The following is a 19,654-nucleotide window of genomic DNA, read 5'->3' as shown; positions in this document are numbered from 1 at the left end:
ATCGCCGTGAAGCTGTCCAAGAGCTGCAACGACCTTCGTCTGCTGTCCTCGGGTCCGCGCGCGGGCCTGGGCGAGATCAACCTGCCGCCGGTGCAGGCCGGTTCGTCGATCATGCCCGGCAAGGTCAACCCGGTGATCCCCGAGGTCGTCAACCAGGTCGCCTTCGAGGTCATCGGCAACGACGTCGCCATCACCATGGCCGCCGAGGCGGGACAGCTCCAGCTCAACGCCTTCGAACCGATCATCCTGCACTCCCTGTCGGAGTCGATCACTCATCTGCGGGCCGCCTGTCTGACCCTCGCCGAGCGCTGCGTGGACGGCATCACCGCCAACACCGAGGCGCTGCGCCGGACCGTGGAGAACTCCATCGGCCTGGTCACCGCCCTGAACCCGCACATCGGGTACACGGCGGCCACCGACATCGCCAAGGAAGCCCTCGTCAGCGGCCGGGGCGTGGCCGAACTCGTCCTGGAGAAGGGCCTGTTGCCCGCCGAGACCCTCGCCGACCTGCTCCGCCCGGAGGTCGTCGCGGGCAGCGGCCAGGCCCTGGCCTGACCAGCCGGAACCCCTCACCTCGGGATGCGCGCCGGGACCGGCGGGAAGGCACAATGGTGATCATGGCAGCGTCAACGTCGTCACTGACCTTCCAGCCGATCCTGGAGCGCATCGCGGAGGAGATCGAGCGGACCCCCGGCCGCGGCCGGCCCGCCGACTACATCCCGGCACTCGCGGCCTGCGACCCGCGCCGCTTCGGCATGGCCGTCGCGGAACTCGACGGCACGGTGTACGGCGTGGGGGACTGGCGCGAGCCGTTCTCCACGCAGTCCATCACCAAGGTCTTCACCCTCGCGCTCGACCTGGCCCGCGAGGGCGACGCCCTCTGGGAACACGTGGGCCGCGAGCCCTCCGGCAACCCCTTCAACTCCCTGGTCCAGCTGGAGTACGAGAACGGCATCCCCCGCAACCCGTTCATCAACGCGGGCGCCCTCGTCGTCACCGACCGCCTCCAGACCCGTACCGGAGACGCGGCGGGGGAGTTGCGGGCCTTCCTCCGCGCGGAGAGCGGCAACCCGGCCCTCGACTTCGACAAGGGCGTCGCCGCCTCCGAGTCCACGCACGGCGACCGCAACGCCGCCCTCGCCCATTTCATGGCGTCCTACGGCAACATCGACAACCCCGTACCGGTTCTGCTCGACCAGTACTTCCGGCAGTGCTCGATCAAGGCCTCCTGCGCCGACCTCGCCCTCGCCACCTCCTTCCTCGCCCGCCACGGCGTCCGCGCCGACGGCACCCGCCTCCTCACCCGCAGCCAGGCCAAACAGGTCAACGCGGTCATGCTGACCTGCGGAACGTACGACGCGGCGGGCGACTTCGCGTACCGGGTGGGCCTGCCCGGCAAGAGCGGTGTCGGGGGCGGCATCATCGCGGTCGTACCGGGTCGTTGCACGCTGTGCGTATGGAGTCCCGGCCTGGACGAGCGGGGCAACTCGGTAGCAGGAGTGGCAGCACTTGACCGCTTCACGACGCTGACAGGCCTGTCGGTGTTCTGACAGAACCCTTCCGGCCGGGGGGCGCGGCGGTGCCCCCAAGGGGCGCGGCGCTGTATCGACATGCGGATCCGCCACGTGGGCGCGACCAGGCCCCACCGGGCCCGCACCCTGCAAACCACCGCACCCGGCAGACGCTCGACAGCCCCCGAACGCCCCGCACCTGATCACCGGCCGGACACACTTCCGCTTCCCCCCGGAGGGCTCCGCGTCAACTCAAAGCCACCCGGCGTTGACAGGCTGACCGAGTGTTGGCCATGGCTTTCCCCCTCGATCTCCGCCGCTGCCAGATCCTAGGTCTGGCCGGCACCGCCTTCCTCGCCCTGGGCGGTGAGACGGCCGGTGCCCTGCCGGTCCGGGAACTCCTGGCCCCGAGCTCGGTGCACGCCTCCCTGGGCCTGGTCGGCGTGTACTTCGGTGTCGTCCTGCTGATAGCGGCGTGGCTGCTCCTCGGCCACCTCGTGCGCAGCGCCGACCCACCGACCCCGCGCGCCCTGCTGCTGGTGCTGGCCGTGTGGGCCACCCCGCTGCTGATCGCTCCGCCGCTGTTCAGCCGGGACGTCTACAGCTACCTGGCGCAAGGGGCCATGGTCGACGCCCACATCGACGTGTACGCGTACGGTCCCGCCCACCTCGGCGGCCCGCTCGCGGACGAGGTCGCCCCGCTGTGGCGGCACACGGGCGCCCCGTACGGCCCGGTGTTCCTCGGCGTCGCCTCGACCCTGTCCGCGCTGACCCGCGGTGAACTTCCCGCCGGGCTCCTCGGCATGCGCCTGATAGCGCTCCTCGGGGTGGCGCTGATGGCGGCCGCGCTGCCGCGCCTCGCCCGGCACAGCGGCGCCGATCCGGCCGCCGCGCTGTGGCTGGGCGCCCTGAACCCGCTCGTGCTGCTGCACCTGGTCGCGGGTGCCCACAACGACGCCATCATGCTCGGCCTGCTCGGCGCCGGTCTGGTCGCGGCGCTCGGCCGGTGGCCGGTCCTGGGCGCCGTACTCGTCACGCTCGCCGCGCTCGTCAAGGCACCCGCCGCGCTGGGCCTCGCCGCGGTCGTGCTGCTCCAGATGCGCTCCGGCCACCACCCGGCGAAGGCCGTCCTGAGCACAGCGGCCGCGTCCGCCGCCACCACGGTCGCCGCCACGGCCCTGGCGGGCACGGGATACGGCTGGATAGGCGCCCTGGACACCCCGGTCTCCCCCCATAACTGGGCGCTCACCAGCCTCCTCGGCCGTGCCACCGCCTCGCTGCTGACCGAGGTCGGCAGCGATCTGGCGCCACTGGCCGTGCCGGTGTGGCATGTCTTCGGCCTTGTCCTCACGGCCGTTCTCGTGCTCCTCATATGGTGGCGCTGGCGTCCGCGCCCCGTGTACGCGCTCGGTCTGAGCCTGGCGGCCGTGGCCGCGTTCGGACCGGCGATCCGCCCCTGGTACGCCCTGTGGGGCCTGTTCCTCATCGCCGCGGCCGCGCCCAGTACCTCGGTACGGCACCGGGTGGCCGCCGTGACGGGCGTGCTCGCGCTGGCCGTTCTGCCCAGCGGCGGCGCCGCGGACGCCGGCCAGCTGGTGCTGGCGGTCTCCGGGGGCGTACTCGCCGTGGTCGTCCTGTGGCAGGCGCATCTCGCGGCGCAGACCCCGGCGTTGGAGCGCACCGCATGAGACTTCCCCGCACCGACCGCGGCCGGCTCGCCCTGGTCCTGGTCCTCGCCGCCGCCGTGACCGTCTTCACCGCGACCGTGCCGCTGCTGCGCGACTGGTTCGACCTGCGCGTCTACTACGGCACCGTCGACAGCTGGATCCACCACGGCGGGCGTATCTACGACTACCGGGTGCCCGGCACCATGTACGGCTTCACCTACCCGCCGTTCGCGGCCGTCGTCATGCTGCCCATGGCGCTGGTCGATCTACAGGTCGCGATCGCGGTGGCGCTGCTGCTCAACCTGGCCGCCCTGGCCTTCGCGCTGCGTGTGCTGGCGGGGCGGGACTGGCGGCGGTACGGCTGGTACGGCTGTGCGCTGGCGGTGTGCGGACTGGCCCTGTTCGAGCCGCTGAGGGACACCTTCAGCTTCGGCCAGGTGAACATCCTGCTGCTGGCCCTCGTGCTGCTCGACTGCCTGCTGCTGTCGAGGGGCCGGGAGCGCTGGGCGGGCGTGGGCATCGGCCTGGCGGCGGCGATCAAGCTGACGCCGGCCGCGTTCATCGGCCTGCTGCTGGTGGCCCGGCGCTGGCGAGCGGCGGCTGTGGCCACCGCCGTCGCCGCCGCCGCTACGGCACTGGCGGCCTGGGTGGCCCCCGACGCGTCCCGCTTCTACTGGACGCACGCGATGTGGGACACCACCCGCGTGGGCCGCCTCGACTACGTCTCCAACCAGTCGTTGCAGGGCATCCTGGCCCGCCTGGACATCTCGAGCCGCGCGGTCTGGGCGGTGGTGGTCCTGCTGGTGCTGGGCGTCTGGGTGGCGCGCACGCGCCCGGCGGTCGTGGCGGGGGACTGGACGGCGGCGTTCGCCCTGACCGGACTGACCGCCTGCCTGGTCAGCCCGATCACCTGGGTCCACCACCTGGTCTGGCTGCTGCCGTCCTTCGCCGTCCTCGTCCGCGCCGGGCGCCCGTGGATCGCCGCTGCCCTGTACGCCGTGCTGTGCACCAGCGTGGTGTGGCTGTGGTTCGACGACGCGTCCGGCGTCGACGGCTTCCTCGGCAGCAACATCTACACCTGGATCACGCTCGGCCTGCTGCTGTGGCTGCCGGTCGGTCAACTCGGCGTCGACGGCTCGACCCTGCCGCGCGTCACCAGCGACACGGCACCCGCCCCCACCCCGGCGGCGCCCACGATCGCGCAGGCCTCCGGCCAGCCGGCCCTGCCCTCGGGTTCCACCGCCGCGGCCACCGGCACCGGCACCGGCCCGGGCCTCGGCTTGGCCCGCAACGCGTCCAGCGACCCCACCGGCTCGACCCGCCCCGCCGCCCCGAATCCCCAGTCGAGCAGCTCGCCGGCCTCTTCGTAGACGGCGAACCCGCCCGCCCGGGGGTTCATCACCGTGACGACGAGCGTGCGCTCACCCCGGCGGGCGGCGGCGACGAGCGTGTTGCCCGCATGGCTGGTGTAGCCGTTCTTGATGCCGATCAGGCCCGGATACCGGTCCACGCCGTCCGCGCCGGTCAACAGCCGGTTGGTGTTCCGGATCTCGTACGACCAGCCGCCCCTGCCCGGAAACCTGGCCGCTGCCGTGCCGCAGTACCGCGCGAACTCCGCGTTGCGCAGCCCCGCCCGGCCGAACACCGCCAGGTCGTACGCCGACGACACCTGACCGGGTGTGTCATAGCCGTCCGGGGACACCACGCGCGTGTCGAGCGCACCCAACGCACGGGCCTTGGTCTGCATACGGGCGGCGGTGGCACGCCAGCCGCCGTTCAGCGCGGCCAGCACGCGCACGGCGTCGTTGCCGGAGCTCAGGAACACGCCGCGCCACAGATCGGCGACCCGGTACGTGCTTCCCTCGGCGACCCCGACCAGACTGCTGCCGGGCCCGATCCCGGCGAGCTCCTCCTCGCGCACCGTGTGGCGGATGCCACCGGGCAGGGTCGGGAGCACGGTCAGGGCGAACAGCGTCTTCAGGGTGCTGGCGGGTGGCAGCCTGCGGTGCGCGTTGTACGCGGCGAGCACCTCGCCGGAGTCGGCGTCGGCCACCAGCCACGACAGCGCGGAGAGGCGCGGAAGCCGGGGTGCCTCGGCGTGGGGCTGTACATGCGGGCCGGACCGGTACAGCAGCGCGGGCTGCGGTGTCACGGCCCGGGGCCCGCCGGGCGGGTCGGCGTCGTGCCCGGTGCGGGCGACCGCAGCGGTCGGCGCGAGCGCCAGCAGGCCGGCTGCGCACAGCGTGCAGGTGGACACGAGAGCCCGGGTGGTAAATCCGATCTTCATACCGCCAACGTAGGAAGGGTCCCGTCGTACAGCGCGCTGCCCGGGCCGGTCGGGGTGCGCCTGCACCCGTACGGGCGATCCTCGCGGGGCGTGTCATTCGCAGGGCAGCGTCGGCTGGATCCGCCGCAGGAACGTGGCGTTGTCCGGCGTCTCGCGCATCCGCTCCAGGAAGGTCTCCAGGCCGGACTGGCCGTCCCGGGTCTGGAGCGCCCGGCGCAGGCCGCGCATCGTGGTCAACTCGGCCGGGGGCAGGAGGAGTTCCTCGCGGCGGGTGCCGGAGGGGTTGATGTCGACGGCGGGGAAGACGCGGCGGGAGGCGAGGTCCCGGCTCAGACGCAGCTCCATGTTGCCGGTGCTCTTGAGCTCCTCGAAGTAGAAGTCGTCGGCCCGGGATCCGGTCTCGACCAGGGCCGTCGCGAGGATGGTGAGCGAACCGCCCTCCTCGGCCAGGCGCGCGGCGCCGAAGAACCGCTTCGGGCCCTGTAGCGCGGCCGCGTCGACGCCGCCGCTCAGGGTGCGGCCACCGGACGCGGCGGCGTTGTTGTGGGCCCGGCACAGCCGGGTCAGCGAGTCGAGCAGGATGACGACGTCCTCGCCCGCCTCGACGAGCCGCTTGGCCCGTTCGATGACGAGCTCGGCGAGCGCGATGTGCTGCTTGGGGGCCCGGTCGAAGGTCGAGGCGTACACCTCGCCGCGCACCGAGCGCCGCATGTCGGTGACTTCCTCGGGGCGCTCGTCGAGGAGCACCACCATCAGCCGGCACTCCGGGTGGTTGCCGGCGACGGCCGCCGCGATCTGCTGCACCAGCACGGTCTTGCCGGTCTTGGGCGGGGCCACGATGAGCCCTCGCTGACCCTTGCCGACGGGCGCGATCAGATCGGCGACCCGGCCGGTCAGGCCGGACGCCGGGTGTTCGAGTCGGATCCGCTCACGCGGGTGAAGCGGCGTCAGTTCGCCGAAGCCACGGCGGTTCTTGCCGGGGGTGCGGCCGTTGACGCGGGCGACTTCGGTGAGCGCGCGCCGGTCGCCGTGCACGCCGTCGACGAGATCGCCCTTGCGCAGGCCGTGGCGGCGGATCAGAGCGGGGGAGACGTGCGGGTCGGAGGGGGAGGGCAGCAGGTTCTCGGCGCGCAGGTGGCCCTTCCCGCTCGCGTCGATGTCGAGGACACCGGTGACGGCCCGGGCCGGGGGCTGCTGCTGGACCGGGGGGTGTTCGAGTGTGGTGGTCATCAGGGTTGGTCCTTTCACGGACGGAAGGCATGGGACATGCGGAGGGAAGGGAGGGCCGCGGACTTCGGGAAGGCGGTCAGATCGCCTTCGGGCGGCGGGAGAACAGCACCTCGGGTATGGCAGAGCCACCGGTCACGAGGTGGTGAGCTGATGCCGGTACGACGACCGGCGAACTGAGATGAGACAGCACCGGCGCCCACGACGGGGCGTACACATGTGCTGACTGGACGGTACCACGGTGGTTCAGCGTGTGGCGAGCAGTCCGTACAGCAGGGGGATGCGCGGCTCGGGGAGCCGCCACCAACCGGAGGGCGTCCGCACCATCTGCGGCCAGCGCGGCCACGGCAGCTCGTCGCTCTCTGTGAGGCGCCGGATGGTCAGTCCCGCGTGCACCAACGCGTTGACGACCTCGCTTATTCCGTGCATCCACTCATAGCTGTCCGTGGCGCCTTCGACGGCAGGACCGTCGGTGTACGTGTGCGTCGCGTCCCGGTGCACGGCGCCGTCGCCGCCCAGGTAGTCGTGGCGCAGCAGCAGCTCGGGCCCCTCGCCGGGACCGGGCTTCGGGCCGAGGGAGTTGAGCAGCGGATGGAACTCGACGAGGTACAGCCGGCCCCCCGGGCGCAGAAGTTGGGCCACCACACCCGCCCAGCGGTCGAGGTCCGGCAGATAGCACAGCGCGCCCTTGCCCGTGTACACCACGTCGAACCGCCGCCGGCCCAGGGCTTCCACGGCGTTGTACACATTGGCCTGTACGTAGGTGACGTCCAGCCCCGCCTTCTCGGCGATCCCGCTCGCGGCGGCCACCGACGCCTCGGAGAAGTCCAGGCCGACGGCCCGTGCCCCGCGCTGTGCGAAGGCGATCGTCTCGGTGCCGAGGTGGCACTGGAGATGGAGCACATCGCGGCCGGCCAGCTCACCGAGGTCGTCCCACTCGAAGGAGGCGAACCAGCGCGCGGGATCGAGATCCTGGTCGAGGCCGTAGAACCGGCTCGCCAGATGGACGGGCGTGCGGGCGTCCCAGTTCGCCTGGTTGGCCGACATCATCCGCGCGTGCTCGTCGGTGCTCATGAGGACATCCAACCGCGAACGGGTCACGCGCGGCGCCAGGAATTCCGGACACGGGCACGGCACCGGGTGTCGACTCGGAGAGACCGACACCGTCGGGGCCCGTGCCGAGGCCGTCACGCCGAGCGCGTCTGCGCCTCCTTGGCGATCTGCTCGAACTGCACCCCCATCGCCTCGGCCAACGCCTGTGCGCCGGACAGCGGGCGGACCATGACCATGAAGTCGTCGATCAGACCCTCCTCGTTCACCCGGAGAAAGTCACAGCCGGTGATCTCCCGGTCGCCCACGCGCGCGGTGAAGACCAGCGCGTGGTGGCGGCCCCCCGGGTCGTTGATCTCCCGCACATAGCGGAAGTCCTCGAAGACCCGCACCACGCCGCGCAGGATGGCCGCCGTGATGGCCTTGCCGGGGTACGGCTTGAACACGACCGGGCTGGTGAAGACGACGTCCTCGGCCAGCAGGGCCTCCACGGCGTCGAAGTCGCCTGCCTCGACCGCCTCGCGGAACGCGCGCATCGGATCACCTCATAGTCAATTAGTTGAGTAGGTGTCGATGAGAATAATCACCTGCTGTTACCGTGTCCACATGTCCCTCAAGTACGCCGTCCTCGCCGCCCTCCTGGACGGCGAGGCCTCGGGCTACGAGCTCTCCAAGGCCTTCGACGTCTCGTTCGCCAACTTCTGGCCCGCGACCCCGCAGCAGCTCTACCGCGAACTGGAACGCCTCGCGCAGGACGGCCTCGTCGAGGCCCGGTTCGTGCAGCAGGAACGCCGTCCGAACAAGCGGATGTTCACCCTCACCGAGGCCGGCCGGGAGGACCTGCGCACCTTCGCCGCCGAGCCGCCCCGGCGGCCCACCGCCGTCCGCGACGAACTCCTGATCAAGCTCCAGGCCATGGAGGACCCCGAGACCACCCGGGCCCTGATCGAGGAGCGCATGGCGTGGGCGCGCGGCAAACTCGACCGTTACGCCCGCGTCCGCGACCGCCTCCTCGACGGACGCACCGAGGACGAGTTCCTGTGCGAGTCCGACCGCATCGGACCGTATCTGACGCTGTTGCGCGGCATCTCCTTCGAGGAGGAGAACCTGCGCTGGTGCGAGCGCGTTCTCGCCGTCCTCGGACAACGCGTCGCCGCGGGGTGAGCCGGATGTTCAGCCCTGAGGGCCCCTCCCTGCGTGAACTCGCCGTCCAGGCCCTGTCGTCCGTCGAGCGCGGATACGACCTGCTCGCCCCGAAGTTCGACCACACACCGTTCCGTACGCCGGAGTCGGTACTCACCGCCGTCGCGACGGCGCTCGACCGGATCGGCCCGTACGACGACGGCCTCGACCTGTGCTGCGGGACGGGTGCGGGTGTGGAAGTGCTGTCCGAGGTGTGCCGGCGCAGCGTCACCGGCCTCGACTTCAGCGCCGGCATGCTCGAGGTCGCCCGGAGTCAGGTGACGGCCAAGGGTGCGCGCGTCGAGTGGGTGCGGGCGGACGCCCGTGCTCTGCCGTTCACCGCCGCCTTCGACCTCGTGGTCAGCTTCGGGGCGTTCGGTCACTTCCTTCCCCGTGAGCTGCCGGGCCTGTTCGCCCAGGTCCACTCCGTGCTGCGGCCCGGCGGAACCTTCGCCTTCCCGGTCGTGGCCCCGCCCCGCCCCACGTCCCCCGCGTACTGGATGCTGCTCGGCTTCGACGCGGTGATGCGGGTGCGCAACGCCGTGTGGCGGCCGCCCTTCGTCATGTACTACCGGGCCTTCCGGCTCGGTGAGGTCCGTGCCGAGCTGGAACGGGCCGGCTTCCGGGTGGAACTCGGGGTCGTGTCGGAGTTCGGGCGGCGGGCGGACGGAAGCCCGCGGGTACGGATGGTGGTGGCTCGCCGCCCTGACTAGGTGGTTGGAATTTCGGACTCGTCGGCGTGAGAGGGTTTGCTTTTCAAACTCGTATCGACCCCGGGTGGTGGTCCTGGGAGGGAGCGCACGGCGGGCATGTGGCCGCCCTCGCCCTGGCCGCCGTACGTGACCGTTTCACCGGCGGCGCCCACCCGGTCCGCACGCTGAGCACGCACTATCTGGCGCGCCGGTCGACGGCAGCCCGCTCCACTTCTCCGGCGCGGCGCCCGCCGTCGGCCGGCGCACGGCGAGCTGCGTGTTCACCGGCCACCAGAACGGCGTAAAGGTCATCCACGGCTCGGCATTGTTCGGCTCACGGCGTTCGGGGTCGTCGTACGAGGGAAGCCCGCTCCCGCGCGTGCCGGGACCCCACGACTGCCGTCGCCTGGATCTCCCGGCCGAACTGTCGCCCTTCGCAGGTCAGTTGGAGATCCGTCCCGCCTCCGGCGACCTCCCGCTCACCGGAGGCGACAAGGCCGAACTGACGGCATGGATCCGCTTCCTGGGCGGCCGCGTCCTCGACGCCCCGGCGGCCGTCACCCTCACCGGCGTCCCGCCGCCCGCCCTCTACGCCCGCTGGCGCACCCCGCGCCCGGTGCCCACCGCGGAACTCACCGTCCATCTCACCGACGCCTTCGACGACGGTGCCCACGAAGGCTGGGCCCTCGTCCGGATCCGTACCGAGCAGGCGGGCGGCGGCTGGGCGGTCGACGACAGCGCGGTCTGGTCGGCGGACGGCCGGTTGCCGGCACTGGCCCGGCAGGCGCGGGTCGTGCGCGCTCAGCCCGCCGCCGGCAGCGTGAACTCGTAGACCAGGGCGTCCTGTTGGGCGTCCATGACGAGGTCCGTGATCTCCAGGGGGCGGGCGTACTGATCGTGCACGCGCCGGGTGACCCGCACCGAAGGCACACCGGGGAGCCGGGTGATGGCGTCGCGGTGGTGCAGGGTGAGGCCCGCCCGGCGCATCCAGTCGTAGGCGCGGCGCAGCTCGGCCGACCCGGTGCCGTCGGCGCGGTCGCGGCAGCGCGCCAGCTCCGCCACCTCGGCGAGCGCCACCGCGGAGAACGACGTCACGGCGGTCCGCCGGCCGTGTCCGTCGGTGCCCGCGGACTCGTAGCGGTGCACCAGCGTCGGTCGGTGCGGGGCCATCCCCAGGGCCTCGGAGTGCTCCGGCGGGGGAGTCTCCCAGGCGACCGTCGCCCGGTCCACCGCGCCCGGTGCCGTGGACCGGGCGCCGACCGGGAAGGTGAGCGTCGAGGGGGTCTCGACCGGCGGACCGGACAGCGTGGCATGACTGCCCCGCCGGTCGGTGGTGACCAGGCCGCTGTGGCGCAGCACCTCCAGGGCCTGCCGTACGGTCTCCCGGCTCACTCCGAAGTGGAGCGCCAACTGCCGTTCCGCCGGCAGCCGTTCACCGGGCGGGATCCTGCCGTCGCGCAGCTCGCCGAGCAGTCGGGTGGCGATCCTCCAGTACAGCGGCTGCGCTTCGGTGAGCGGGCGGTCGTGCGGGGTGGTGCGGACCATGCCGCGCCTCCTGATGGTGACGTGTCGTAGCCATGCGGGTTCGTTGCGCCACCAGATCCAAGCATTGGTCTAAACCAGAAGGGAAGAGTGGTCTGTCACTTCGGCCGAAACGACCCGCGTGAACCGGCGCTCACAGAGCGCCGTACAAGGCGTCGATCAGCGCCATCTTCCTCGGGTCGTCGGCTATATGAGGCCCCATCCGGTTCATCGCATAGCCCAGCGACACCCCGGCCTCCGGATCGGCCAGACCGCACGAGCCGCCGAAGCCGTCGTGTCCGAAAGCCCGCGGGTTGGGTCCGTACGAACCGTTCGCCCCGCTCAGCCACAGGCCGAGCCCAACCTCGGTCTCGCTCTCGAACCCGGCCCCGAGCACCAGATCGCGACAGCTGCCCTGCCCCTCGCGCACCCGCTCGGCGGCCTCGGGGGACAGGACGCGGTGGCCGTCGTACGTCCCGCGGCCCGCGAAGATCCCGTACAGCGCGGCGACCGCTCGTGCGGTGCCGTGGCCGTTGGCGGCGGGGATCTCGGCGGCCCGCCACTCGGGCGAGTTGGCCTCCTCCGCCCCCACCGCGGGGTTGGCCAGCGCGGCCAGGGCGGCGGGCGCCAACTGGCTGAAGATCGCCTTCTGTTCGCTGCTCGGCGCGACCGGCGGCACCAGCTCTGCGGCCCGCCCGGACTCCTTCTGCGGCAGCCCGATCGCGAAGTCGATCCCGAGCGGCCCGGTCACCTCCCGCTCCAGGAAAGCCCCGGGCAGCAGCCCGGACACCCGCCGTACGACCTCCCCGACCAGGAATCCGTACGTGAGCGCGTGGTACCCGGACTGCGTCCCCGGCGCCCACCACGGCTCCATCGCCGCCAGTCGCTGGGTCGTCAACTCCCAGTCGCAGAGCTGCTGGAGCGAGTGCGGCTCCCGCAGGCCGGACAGACCGGCGCGGTGCGACAGCAGATGCCGTACGAGGATCTGCTCCTTGCCCGCCGCGGCGAACTCCGGCCAGTACGCGGCCACCGGCGCGTCCAGGTCGAGCAGCCCCCGATCGGCGAGGACGTGCGCGCACAGGGCCGTCGGACCCTTGGTCGTCGACCACACGTTGACCAGCGTGTCCCGCTGCCACGGGCGGCCGCGCGCCGCGTCCGCCCACCCGCCCCACAGGTCCACCACGGTCTCACCGCCGACCCTGACCGCGACGGCCGCCCCCAGCTCCCCGCGCTCCCGGAAGTTCGCCTCGAACGCCGTCCGCACCGCCGCGAACCGCGGATCGCAGTGCCCGTGCACCTCTGCCTCGTGCTCCGTCATGAACCCACCCCTCGTCCTCCACCGGAAAGCCCGGGCCGCGACAGCGCGGTCCGGGCTCCCTGAACGTACCGACTGGTCGGACCGGGTGGAAGGTGCCGAACGCGCCGACCTCGCCCGAGGCCGGCGCGCCGTCCGGCCCACGGCGTTCCTCAGGCGTGCGCGCGCAGCCAGTCCAGCTTGGCCGCTTCGTGGAAGGGGCCGCCGCCCTCGTGGTCGTTGAAGTCGTACACCTCGATGTCCTTGGTGTCGTGGGCCCACGCGTTGAAGGCCGCGAACACGGTGGACGGCGGGCAGGTCTGGTCCTCCAGGGCCGCCGAGAACAAGGCGGGAGCCCGGCCGCGCGCGGCGAAGTGGACGCCGTCGAAGTAGGACAGGGTGCGCAGGACGTCCTCGGCGCGGCCCCGGTGCGTCTTCAGGTAGAGGCCGATCTCGCGGTACGGGTGGCGGTCCGTGAGCGTCGTCGCGCGCGGGTAGTCGCACAGGAACGGCACGTCCGGCGCGACGGCCGTCAGGTCCGGCACCAGGCCGCCCACGGCGATCGTGATGCCGCCGCCCTGGCTCTCCCCGATCGCGACCGTGCGCGAGGCGTCGGTCAGCGGATGCGAGCGGGCGGCCTCGACGGCACGGACCGCGTCCGTGAACACCCGGCGGTAGTAGTAGTTCTCGGGCGCGTCGATGCCCCGCGTCATGAAACCGGGAAACGCGGGCGCGGCCCCCACCGGGTCCGGTGTCCCGCCGCCGGCGCCCCAGGCGCTGCCCTGGCCGCGCGTGTCCATCATGAAGTGCGCGCGGCCCGAGGAGGCCCACAGCAGGTTCTCGTGCGGCAGACCGCGCCCGCCGCCGTACCCGATGAACTCCACGACCAGCGGCAACGGCTCGGTCGCCGCGGCGGGCAGCCGCAGCCAGCCCTTCACCGGGTGACCGCCGAATCCGGCGAACGTCACGTCGTACACCCGTACCGTGGACAGCCCCGTGTCGACCGGCTCGAAGCGGGCGTCCAGATCGTGCCCGCGTGCCTCCTCAAGCGTCTTGGACCAGAAGGAGTCGAAGTCCTCGGGCTCGACGGATCTGCTGCGGTACTCGCGCAGTTCGTCGAGCGGAAGGTCGAACAGGGCCATGAAGGACCGCCTTTTCGAAGGGTTGCTGCCGATGATCACACCGTACGGGTGAGGTCGGAGGACTCGCCAGATCTCTCCCGGTCAAGCGCCTACCTTGACGCCGTAGGTCTGCCGTCGAAGTTACGGTCCAATCAGTGGAACTGCTGATCAGGGACGCCGAACTACTCGTCGTGGACGGCAGCGGGAGATCCCGGGCGGCTGGCCGCCATCACCTGTGATCGGGTCACCGCCGTCGGCACGGCCGGGAGCGAGCCCGGGGCCGGCACGACCGTCTCGGCGGCCGGACGACTCGTCATCCCCGGCCTCTGCGACCCGGCGCCTGCGCCGCCCTGGTCGTCTGGGACCTGCACGGGGTCGCCCTGCGCGGCTGGGGCCGGCGACCCCGTGGAGGCCTGGCGGCGCTGCGGCCCCGCCCGGGCCTGGACCACGGTGGTCGGCGGCCGGATCCTGATCGACCGCGGCGAGCCCCGACTGTGGGGACTCGCGGACGCTCTACGGACGCACGGTCGGATCGCACGCCGTATGCCAGAGGCTGCGTAGGGCCCGTGGGGCCCGGGTCATGCCCTGCGGCCCGTCCACTCCGGCTCCGTCGCGGCCCACTCCTGTTCCCATTCGGCCAGACGGCGGCGCATCGCGGTGTGGCGTACGACCATGTGGCCCAGGAGGATCACGGCGGCGGTGCCGCCCGCGGCGCAGACACCGATGGTGATGGCGTGCTGCTGGATCGCCCTGTCGTCCGGAGGCGGGGCCACGATCCGGCCCCGGGAGTCCAGCCACACGTCGACCGTTTCGCCGTTCCGCGTGCGGGCCGGGACACGCGCCGTGGCCCTACGCGCGGTGCCGTCCGGCTCCGCCCAGCGCACCGTCGTCCTCGCGGACGGCTGCCGTCCGCCGTGAGCCATGGGGAGCGTGCCGGCGAGCCTGCCGACGACCTCGGCCCGGATCTGCCGGCGATCGGCGCGCTGTTCCTGGGCCGTCGCCCGGGCACTGTCATGGGCCTGCCATGCCGTGAACACCCCGACCAGTGGCGCCATCACGAGGAGCAGTACGGCCACCGCCCCCAACGTCCACGCCTCGACGACATCCGAGCGGCGCCGCAGCGAACTGCGCCGCCGGTGCCGGTCACGCACCAGGTATCGCATGGTGTCCAGGTACCCCGTACACAGGACATCGTTCCAGACGATCCCGGACAAACACGTGGCGCCCGCTTCGGACCGAAGATCAGCCGAAGCGCTCGATCCGGATACGGTCCACGGGCTGACCGGCCGTCACGAGCAGACGGGAGGCGTGCTCGGCGAAGCCGTTGGAGCCGCACACATAGGCCTCCCACCCACCGGAGGGCTGCTCGGCCAGGAGTGGCGCCACATGTGCGGCGGCCATACGTCCCACGGCCACACCCTCCGGCGCACTCCGTGTGAACACGGGCATCGTCTCCGCGCCGTACTCCCGCGCGTAGATCAGCTCCTCGGGGCTGCGCGCCGAAACCAGCAGCCGCAGCGGTACGTCCAGGCCCCGCGCCCTGTGATGGCGCACCATCGACATCAGCGGTACGACACCGGAGCCCGCACCGACCAGCAGCGCGGGCCGGTCGCCGGGCCAGGCGAAGAAGCCGCTGAGCGGGCCGCGCACCTCGACCGTGTCACCGGGCTTGGCCACCGTGTGGAACCAGCCGGAGACCTCACCGCCCTCGACATGGTCCAGGGTCAGCTCGATGTGCCCGGAGTCGTCCGGCGCGGACGCGATCGAGTAGTGGCGCTGGGCCACATAGCCGTCCCCCGCGGTCAGCCGCAGCATCAAGTGCTGGCCCGGCAGATGGCCCGCCCAGGCCGGCACCGCGAGCCGGAACGTGGCGGCGTGCGGGGTCTCGCGGCGGATCTCGGTGATCGTCGCGGTCTGCCACAGCGCGGCGGCACGGTTGCTGACGGCGATCCGCCCGGGTACGGCGAAACGGGTCGGGGGCGCGAACGCCTCGGTCACAGTCACGTCAGTCACCGGAGTACCGCTGCTCCTCCCAGGGGTTGCCCCGGGCGTGATAGCCGTTCTGCTCCCAGAACCCCGGCTCGTCGCGGTCGAGGATCCGCAGGCCCGCGACCCACTTGGCGCTCTTCCAGAAGTAAAGGTGCGGCACCAGCAGCCGCGCCGGGCCCCCGTGCTCCGGTGCGAGGGGCTCGCCGTCGAACTCCCAGGCGATCCAGGCCCGTCCACCGGTCAGGTCGGCGAGCGGCAGGTTGGTGGTGTACCCGGTGTGCGAGTAGGCGACGGCATGTGTGGCGGACACATGGGGCCGGACCACATTAAGGAAGCTGTCCAGCGAGACGCCCCCGAACCGCACCCCGAATTTCGACCAGCTCGTCACACAGTGGATGTCGCCCTCGTACACCGACGACGGCAGCTCGTGTGCCTGCTCCCAGCTCCAGGTGCGCGGCTCCTCGACCAGGCCGTCGACGCGGAAGGTCCACTCGGCGGGCGTCAGCTCGGGGGTGACCTCGGCGGACAGGACGGGCCAGTCGTCGCCCGCGTCGTACTGACCGGGCGGCAGCGCGGCGTTCTGGACGCGTGGGCGTCCGGTGAAGCCTCGGGTGACGTTCATACGGGGGTGCCTCCAGGCCGCCGTAGGCGACGGCCCGCGGGTCGAGCGTGATCTGTGTTGTTCATTCAACCGTACGCGCTCCGGTGACCCGCCCCGAGCCGGGTCGGTTGCGGTAGGGTTGCCGTCCGGTCGGGGCCGTCCCGACCGCGTTTGGAGTCCTAGGAGGTGAGACCCATTACCGCTGTGTCAGGTCGGGTGCTCTCACCTCGAATCGGCGCGGATCACCGCCAGTAGGCGGCCGCGAGAGCACCCTTCGGCTTCCGAAAGGCTCTCGGCTTCCATGCCCCCTCTCTCCTCCTCGTCTTCCTCCTCCTCGTCTTCCACCTCTCCCTCTTCATCGTCGCCCTCGTCGCTCACGCCCGACGCGGTCGTGTCCGTGCTGCGGGCCGCCGGATGTGTCTTCGCCGAGGACGAGGCCCGGTTGATCCTGGCCGCCGCCGGCACCCCGGACGAACTCGCCGCCATGGTGGACCGGCGTGTCACCGGCCTGCCCCTCGAACTCGTCCTCGGCTGGGCCGAGTTCAGCGGCCTGCGCATCACCGTGGAACCCGGGGTCTTCGTGCCCCGCCGCCGCACCGAGTTCCTGGTCGAGCAGGCACTCGCCCATGCCCCGGACGCGTCCGTGGTCGTGGACCTGTGCTGCGGTTCGGGCGCCGTCGGTGCCGCAGTGGCCGCCGCACTCGGCCGCGTCGAGCTGCACTCCGCCGACATCGACCCGGCGGCGGTGCGCTGCGCCCGCCGTAATGTGGGGCCCTTCGGCGGTCAGGTGCACGCGGGTGACCTGTTCGAGGCGCTGCCCGGCAGGCTGCGCGGCCGCGTCGGCATCCTCGCGGCGAACGTGCCGTACGTACCCAGCGACGAAGTCGGGCTCCTGCCCGCGGAGGCCCGCGACCACGAGCCGCGTGTCGCCCTCGACGGCGGCCCGGACGGACTCGACGTCCTGCGCCGGGTCGCCGACGAGGCTCCGCGGTGGCTGGCCCCCGGTGGCTGCCTGCTGGTCGAGACGAGCGAACGCCAGGCACCGACGGCCCTGGACGCCTTCACCCGCAGCGGGCTGTCGGCGCGTCTGAACGTCTCCGAGGAGCTGTACGCCCATGTCGTGGTCGGCCTCAATCCGGCCGGGGGCCAGGGGATGCTTTGAAAGTCCCGCACAGCACCCACGGCGCCCGGCACGCACCCTCGCAAAACACCCCCTAGGAGGCAGACGCACCGCTCTTCGAAGGGCTCTCCGGGGACCGGACCCCGCTCCCCGGCCCCCGCCCCCATCAACCGGGCGTCAGCACACGGGCGATGAGCAGCGCCACGTCATCGGCGTTCTCGGGCCGGTGCAGGGTGCGCAGCAGGAGGTCGCAGACCTCCTCCAGCGGGCGGTCGGGGCCGTCGAGGAGTTCGAGCAGCGCGGCCAGGCGTTCGTCGAGCGGGTGCTGGCGGGTCTCGACCAGTCCGTCGGTGTAGAAGACGAGGCGGTCACCGGGTTCGAGGTCGATCGTCGTCGTGGAGAACGGAACTCCGCCCACGCCCAGCGGTACGCCGGTGGGCAGTTCGAGGAGTTCCGGGGCGTGGCCGGGGCGGAGGCGGACGGGTGGCAGGTGCCCGGCGTTGGCGATCCGGCACTGGCGCAGTCGCGGGTCGTGGATGGCGTAGACGCAGGTGGCGATGGAGTGGTCGAGGCCCTCGGTGATCTTGTCGAGGTGCTCCAGGAGCCGGGTCGGTTCGAGGTCGAGGGAGGCCAGTGTGTGGGTCGCGGTGCGCAGCCGGCCCATCGTCGTGGCGGCGTCGATGCCGCTGCCCATGACGTCGCCCACGACGAGCGCGGTCTTGTCGCCCTCCAGCGGAATCACGTCGAACCAGTCCCCGCCGACCTCGGCGCTGGCGCCCGCGGGCTGGTAGCGGGAGGCGACCTCCAAGCCGCCGGTCACCGGCGGATGGCTGGGCAGCAGGCTGCGCTGGAGGGTGAGGGCGGTGTCGCGGGCGTTCTGGTACCAGCGGGCGTTGTCGATCTGCACGGCAGCGCGGGCCGCCAGCTCACGGGCGAGCAGCAGGTCGTCCTCGCTGAACGGCAGCGGATTGCGGGTGCGCTTGAGGTCCAGGGCGCCGAGCACCTCGCCGCGCGCGATCAGCGGCACCGCCAGATAGGAGTGGACGCCCGCGCGGCCCAGCTGGACGGCGGCCTCGGGGGAGCGGGCGATACGCGGCAAGTCCTTCTCCTCGACGTGCGTCACCAGGACCGGACTGGCGGTGCGTACGCACTCGGTGACCAGGCGGTCCGCGCCGTAGCGGGCGACCTGGCCCGGCTGGTCGGCGGCATCGAGGGCCTCCGTGTCGTGTGCCGCGCGGACGGCAAGGGCACGGATCACCGCCGATTCCGCGGGGCCGAGGCTGCTGCGTCTGCCCTCCACCACGGCTTCCAGCAGATCCACGGCGGCCACGTCGGCGAGCTCCGGCACGGCGACGTCGGCCAGCTCGCGTGCCGTGCGGTCCAGCTCCAGGGTCGTGCCGATCCGGGCGGAGGCGTCGGCGATGAGGGCCAGGCGCCGCCGTGCCGTCTCAGCCTCCACCGCGGCCTGGTGCTGCTCGGTGATGTCGACGACCATACCGGCGACGCCGAGCACGGTGCCGGTCGTGTCCTCCAGCCGGTAGAGGGAGATGGACCAGAAGTGCTCCCGGTCCGGATCGGCCGGGGTGCGGCCCACGATGCGCTGGTTGATGAGCGGATCACCGGTCCGCAGCACCTCGCGCAGGGCCCCTTCGATGGCGTCGGCGTCGACGTCCGGCAGCAGCTCACGCGGCGTACGGCCGAGATGGTCCTCGGCGGAGATGCCGTTGAGCTGCGTCAGCGCCTCGTTCACCGAGACGTACCGCAGCTCGGTGTCCAGGACGGCCAGGCCGATCGGCGCCTGCGCGATCGTCCGCGTCGACAGGGCGACGTCCCGCTCCACCTGGCGGACCGTCGTCTGGTCGGCGCACAGGCCCAGGGCGTACACGTCCCCCTCGTCGTCCAGCAGCCGCATGTTGCGGAACTCCACCAGCCGTGTGCTGCCGTCCTTGCGCCGGATCGGGAACGCCCCGGCCCAGCCCTCACCGGTCTCCATGACGTCGGCGAACAGCTTGACGACCAGGTCCAGGTACTGCTCGTGGACCATGATCCGCGCCGCGTACTCGCCCAGCGCGTCCTGCGCCGAGTAGCCGAACAGCTCCTCCGCCTGGGGGCTCCACAGCACGATGCGCCCCTCGGTGTCCAGCACCACGGAGGCCACGCCCAGCACGTCGAGCAGCCCGCTCGGCCCTACCGGCCCGCGCACGGGCTCGTCGCCCTCGGCCACGGGAGGTTCGGCTGCACACATCCCACGCACCGCCTTCGCCCAGTTTCGCGGCACGCCGTTCCCCCGTGCCGACTCCCCTTGTTCTACCGCGTTCAACCGTCTCCGGGCCCCCTTGGTCGTTCTCCTCCACCATCCCTCAACACGAGGGCGGGCGTACGGCGAAGTCAT

General features: G+C 72.1%; 21 protein-coding genes and 1 pseudogene. 9 read left to right on the top strand and 13 right to left on the bottom strand.

The window, feature by feature from the left end; translation table 11 throughout:
* The 4 genes from KUM44_RS44975 to KUM44_RS47095 all read left to right on the top strand — a co-directional run.
* A partial coding sequence (locus tag KUM44_RS44975) for a lyase family protein (RefSeq protein ID WP_254388949.1) occupies nucleotides 1-555 on the top strand: 555 nt, incomplete at its 5' end.
* Nucleotides 556-608: 53 nt separating this feature from the next.
* Nucleotides 609-1,550, top strand: coding sequence for a glutaminase (locus tag KUM44_RS02575; RefSeq protein WP_217205934.1), 942 nt, complete (start codon nucleotides 609-611; stop codon nucleotides 1,548-1,550).
* Between the two features lie 254 nt (nucleotides 1,551-1,804).
* Nucleotides 1,805-3,199, top strand: coding sequence for a polyprenol phosphomannose-dependent alpha 1,6 mannosyltransferase MptB (gene mptB / locus KUM44_RS02570; RefSeq protein ID WP_217205933.1), 1,395 nt, complete (start codon nucleotides 1,805-1,807; stop codon nucleotides 3,197-3,199).
* Complete coding sequence (locus tag KUM44_RS47095) at nucleotides 3,196-4,548, top strand: glycosyltransferase 87 family protein (protein ID WP_308402460.1); 1,353 nt, start codon at nucleotides 3,196-3,198, stop codon at nucleotides 4,546-4,548. Before mptB ends, KUM44_RS47095 begins: the two co-directional genes overlap by 4 nt.
* Nucleotides 4,549-4,628: 80 nt before the next feature.
* Here KUM44_RS47095 and KUM44_RS02565 read toward each other — a convergent pair.
* The 4 genes and pseudogenes from KUM44_RS02565 to KUM44_RS02550 form a co-directional block, all read right to left on the bottom strand.
* Nucleotides 4,629-5,465 (bottom strand): annotated as a pseudogene (locus tag KUM44_RS02565) (D-alanyl-D-alanine carboxypeptidase family protein); the annotation flags it as partial.
* A gap of 93 nt (nucleotides 5,466-5,558) precedes the next feature.
* The gene (gene rho / locus KUM44_RS02560; RefSeq protein ID WP_217205929.1) at nucleotides 5,559-6,695 is read right to left on the bottom strand and encodes a transcription termination factor Rho; all 1,137 of its coding nucleotides are present in this window, start codon (nucleotides 6,693-6,695) and stop codon (nucleotides 5,559-5,561) included.
* A gap of 243 nt (nucleotides 6,696-6,938) precedes the next feature.
* Nucleotides 6,939-7,766, bottom strand: a complete 828-nt coding sequence (locus KUM44_RS02555) for a class I SAM-dependent methyltransferase (RefSeq protein WP_217205928.1) — start codon at nucleotides 7,764-7,766, stop codon at nucleotides 6,939-6,941.
* A 113-nt stretch (nucleotides 7,767-7,879) separates the two neighbouring features.
* The gene (locus KUM44_RS02550; protein ID WP_217205927.1) at nucleotides 7,880-8,278 is read right to left on the bottom strand and encodes a nuclear transport factor 2 family protein; all 399 of its coding nucleotides are present in this window, start codon (nucleotides 8,276-8,278) and stop codon (nucleotides 7,880-7,882) included.
* A 70-nt stretch (nucleotides 8,279-8,348) separates the two neighbouring features.
* On the opposite strand from KUM44_RS02550, the gene KUM44_RS02545 reads away from it, so the two are divergent.
* From KUM44_RS02545 to KUM44_RS02535, 4 genes are all read left to right on the top strand, one after another.
* Nucleotides 8,349-8,906 carry a PadR family transcriptional regulator gene (locus tag KUM44_RS02545; protein WP_217205926.1) on the top strand — a complete coding sequence of 186 codons (558 nt, stop codon included), beginning with the start codon at nucleotides 8,349-8,351 and terminating at the stop codon, nucleotides 8,904-8,906.
* Nucleotides 8,907-8,911: 5 nt separating this feature from the next.
* Nucleotides 8,912-9,637, top strand: a complete 726-nt coding sequence (locus KUM44_RS02540) for a class I SAM-dependent methyltransferase (RefSeq protein WP_217205925.1) — start codon at nucleotides 8,912-8,914, stop codon at nucleotides 9,635-9,637.
* 26 nt (nucleotides 9,638-9,663) lie between these two features.
* Nucleotides 9,664-9,921, top strand: a complete 258-nt coding sequence (locus tag KUM44_RS47470; RefSeq protein ID WP_374202001.1) for an acyl-CoA thioesterase domain-containing protein — start codon at nucleotides 9,664-9,666, stop codon at nucleotides 9,919-9,921.
* A gap of 74 nt (nucleotides 9,922-9,995) precedes the next feature.
* Nucleotides 9,996-10,448, top strand: coding sequence for a hypothetical protein (locus KUM44_RS02535; RefSeq protein ID WP_374202000.1), 453 nt, complete (start codon nucleotides 9,996-9,998; stop codon nucleotides 10,446-10,448).
* On the opposite strand, the gene KUM44_RS02530 is transcribed toward KUM44_RS02535, so the two are convergent.
* The 8 genes from KUM44_RS02530 to KUM44_RS02500 form a co-directional block, all read right to left on the bottom strand.
* Nucleotides 10,418-11,161, bottom strand: a complete 744-nt coding sequence (locus KUM44_RS02530; protein WP_217205924.1) for a GntR family transcriptional regulator — start codon at nucleotides 11,159-11,161, stop codon at nucleotides 10,418-10,420. The two genes, KUM44_RS02535 and KUM44_RS02530, sit on opposite strands and share 31 nt — an antisense overlap.
* A gap of 130 nt (nucleotides 11,162-11,291) precedes the next feature.
* The gene (locus KUM44_RS02525; RefSeq protein WP_217205923.1) at nucleotides 11,292-12,455 is read right to left on the bottom strand and encodes a serine hydrolase; all 1,164 of its coding nucleotides are present in this window, start codon (nucleotides 12,453-12,455) and stop codon (nucleotides 11,292-11,294) included.
* 149 nt (nucleotides 12,456-12,604) lie between these two features.
* Nucleotides 12,605-13,573: an acetylxylan esterase gene (locus tag KUM44_RS02520; RefSeq protein ID WP_217205921.1), complete on the bottom strand. Its 969-nt coding sequence runs from the start codon at nucleotides 13,571-13,573 to the stop codon at nucleotides 12,605-12,607.
* Between the two features lie 161 nt (nucleotides 13,574-13,734).
* A complete protein-coding gene (locus KUM44_RS46675; protein WP_302185948.1) occupies nucleotides 13,735-13,869 on the bottom strand; it encodes a hypothetical protein in 135 nt (44 codons plus the stop codon).
* 261 nt (nucleotides 13,870-14,130) lie between these two features.
* Nucleotides 14,131-14,715 (bottom strand): hypothetical protein, encoded by a 585-nt coding sequence (locus KUM44_RS02515; RefSeq protein WP_217205919.1) that lies wholly within the window; start codon nucleotides 14,713-14,715, stop codon nucleotides 14,131-14,133.
* Nucleotides 14,716-14,794: 79 nt separating this feature from the next.
* Complete coding sequence (locus KUM44_RS02510; RefSeq protein ID WP_217206052.1) at nucleotides 14,795-15,550, bottom strand: ferredoxin reductase; 756 nt, start codon at nucleotides 15,548-15,550, stop codon at nucleotides 14,795-14,797.
* A 7-nt stretch (nucleotides 15,551-15,557) separates the two neighbouring features.
* A complete protein-coding gene (locus tag KUM44_RS02505) occupies nucleotides 15,558-16,163 on the bottom strand; it encodes a sulfite oxidase-like oxidoreductase (protein ID WP_217205917.1) in 606 nt (201 codons plus the stop codon).
* Between the two features lie 201 nt (nucleotides 16,164-16,364).
* Nucleotides 16,365-16,520, bottom strand: a complete 156-nt coding sequence (locus KUM44_RS02500) for a hypothetical protein (protein ID WP_217206063.1) — start codon at nucleotides 16,518-16,520, stop codon at nucleotides 16,365-16,367.
* Between the two features lie 13 nt (nucleotides 16,521-16,533).
* On the opposite strand from KUM44_RS02500, the gene KUM44_RS02495 reads away from it, so the two are divergent.
* The gene (locus KUM44_RS02495) at nucleotides 16,534-17,304 is read left to right on the top strand and encodes a putative protein N(5)-glutamine methyltransferase (RefSeq protein ID WP_308402458.1); all 771 of its coding nucleotides are present in this window, start codon (nucleotides 16,534-16,536) and stop codon (nucleotides 17,302-17,304) included.
* Nucleotides 17,305-17,428: 124 nt separating this feature from the next.
* Here the strand turns inward: KUM44_RS02495 and KUM44_RS02490 are convergent, their stop codons facing one another.
* Nucleotides 17,429-19,507: a SpoIIE family protein phosphatase gene (locus tag KUM44_RS02490; protein ID WP_217205913.1), complete on the bottom strand. Its 2,079-nt coding sequence runs from the start codon at nucleotides 19,505-19,507 to the stop codon at nucleotides 17,429-17,431.
* Nucleotides 19,508-19,654 lie beyond the last annotated feature (147 nt).

The sequence above is a fragment of the Streptomyces sp. AC550_RSS872 genome, from assembly GCF_019049285.1.
Classification (GTDB): Bacteria; Actinomycetota; Actinomycetes; order Streptomycetales; family Streptomycetaceae; genus Streptomyces.
The sequence above is the reverse complement of the archived record's forward strand: the minus strand, read 5'-3'. Positions and strand labels throughout refer to the sequence as shown.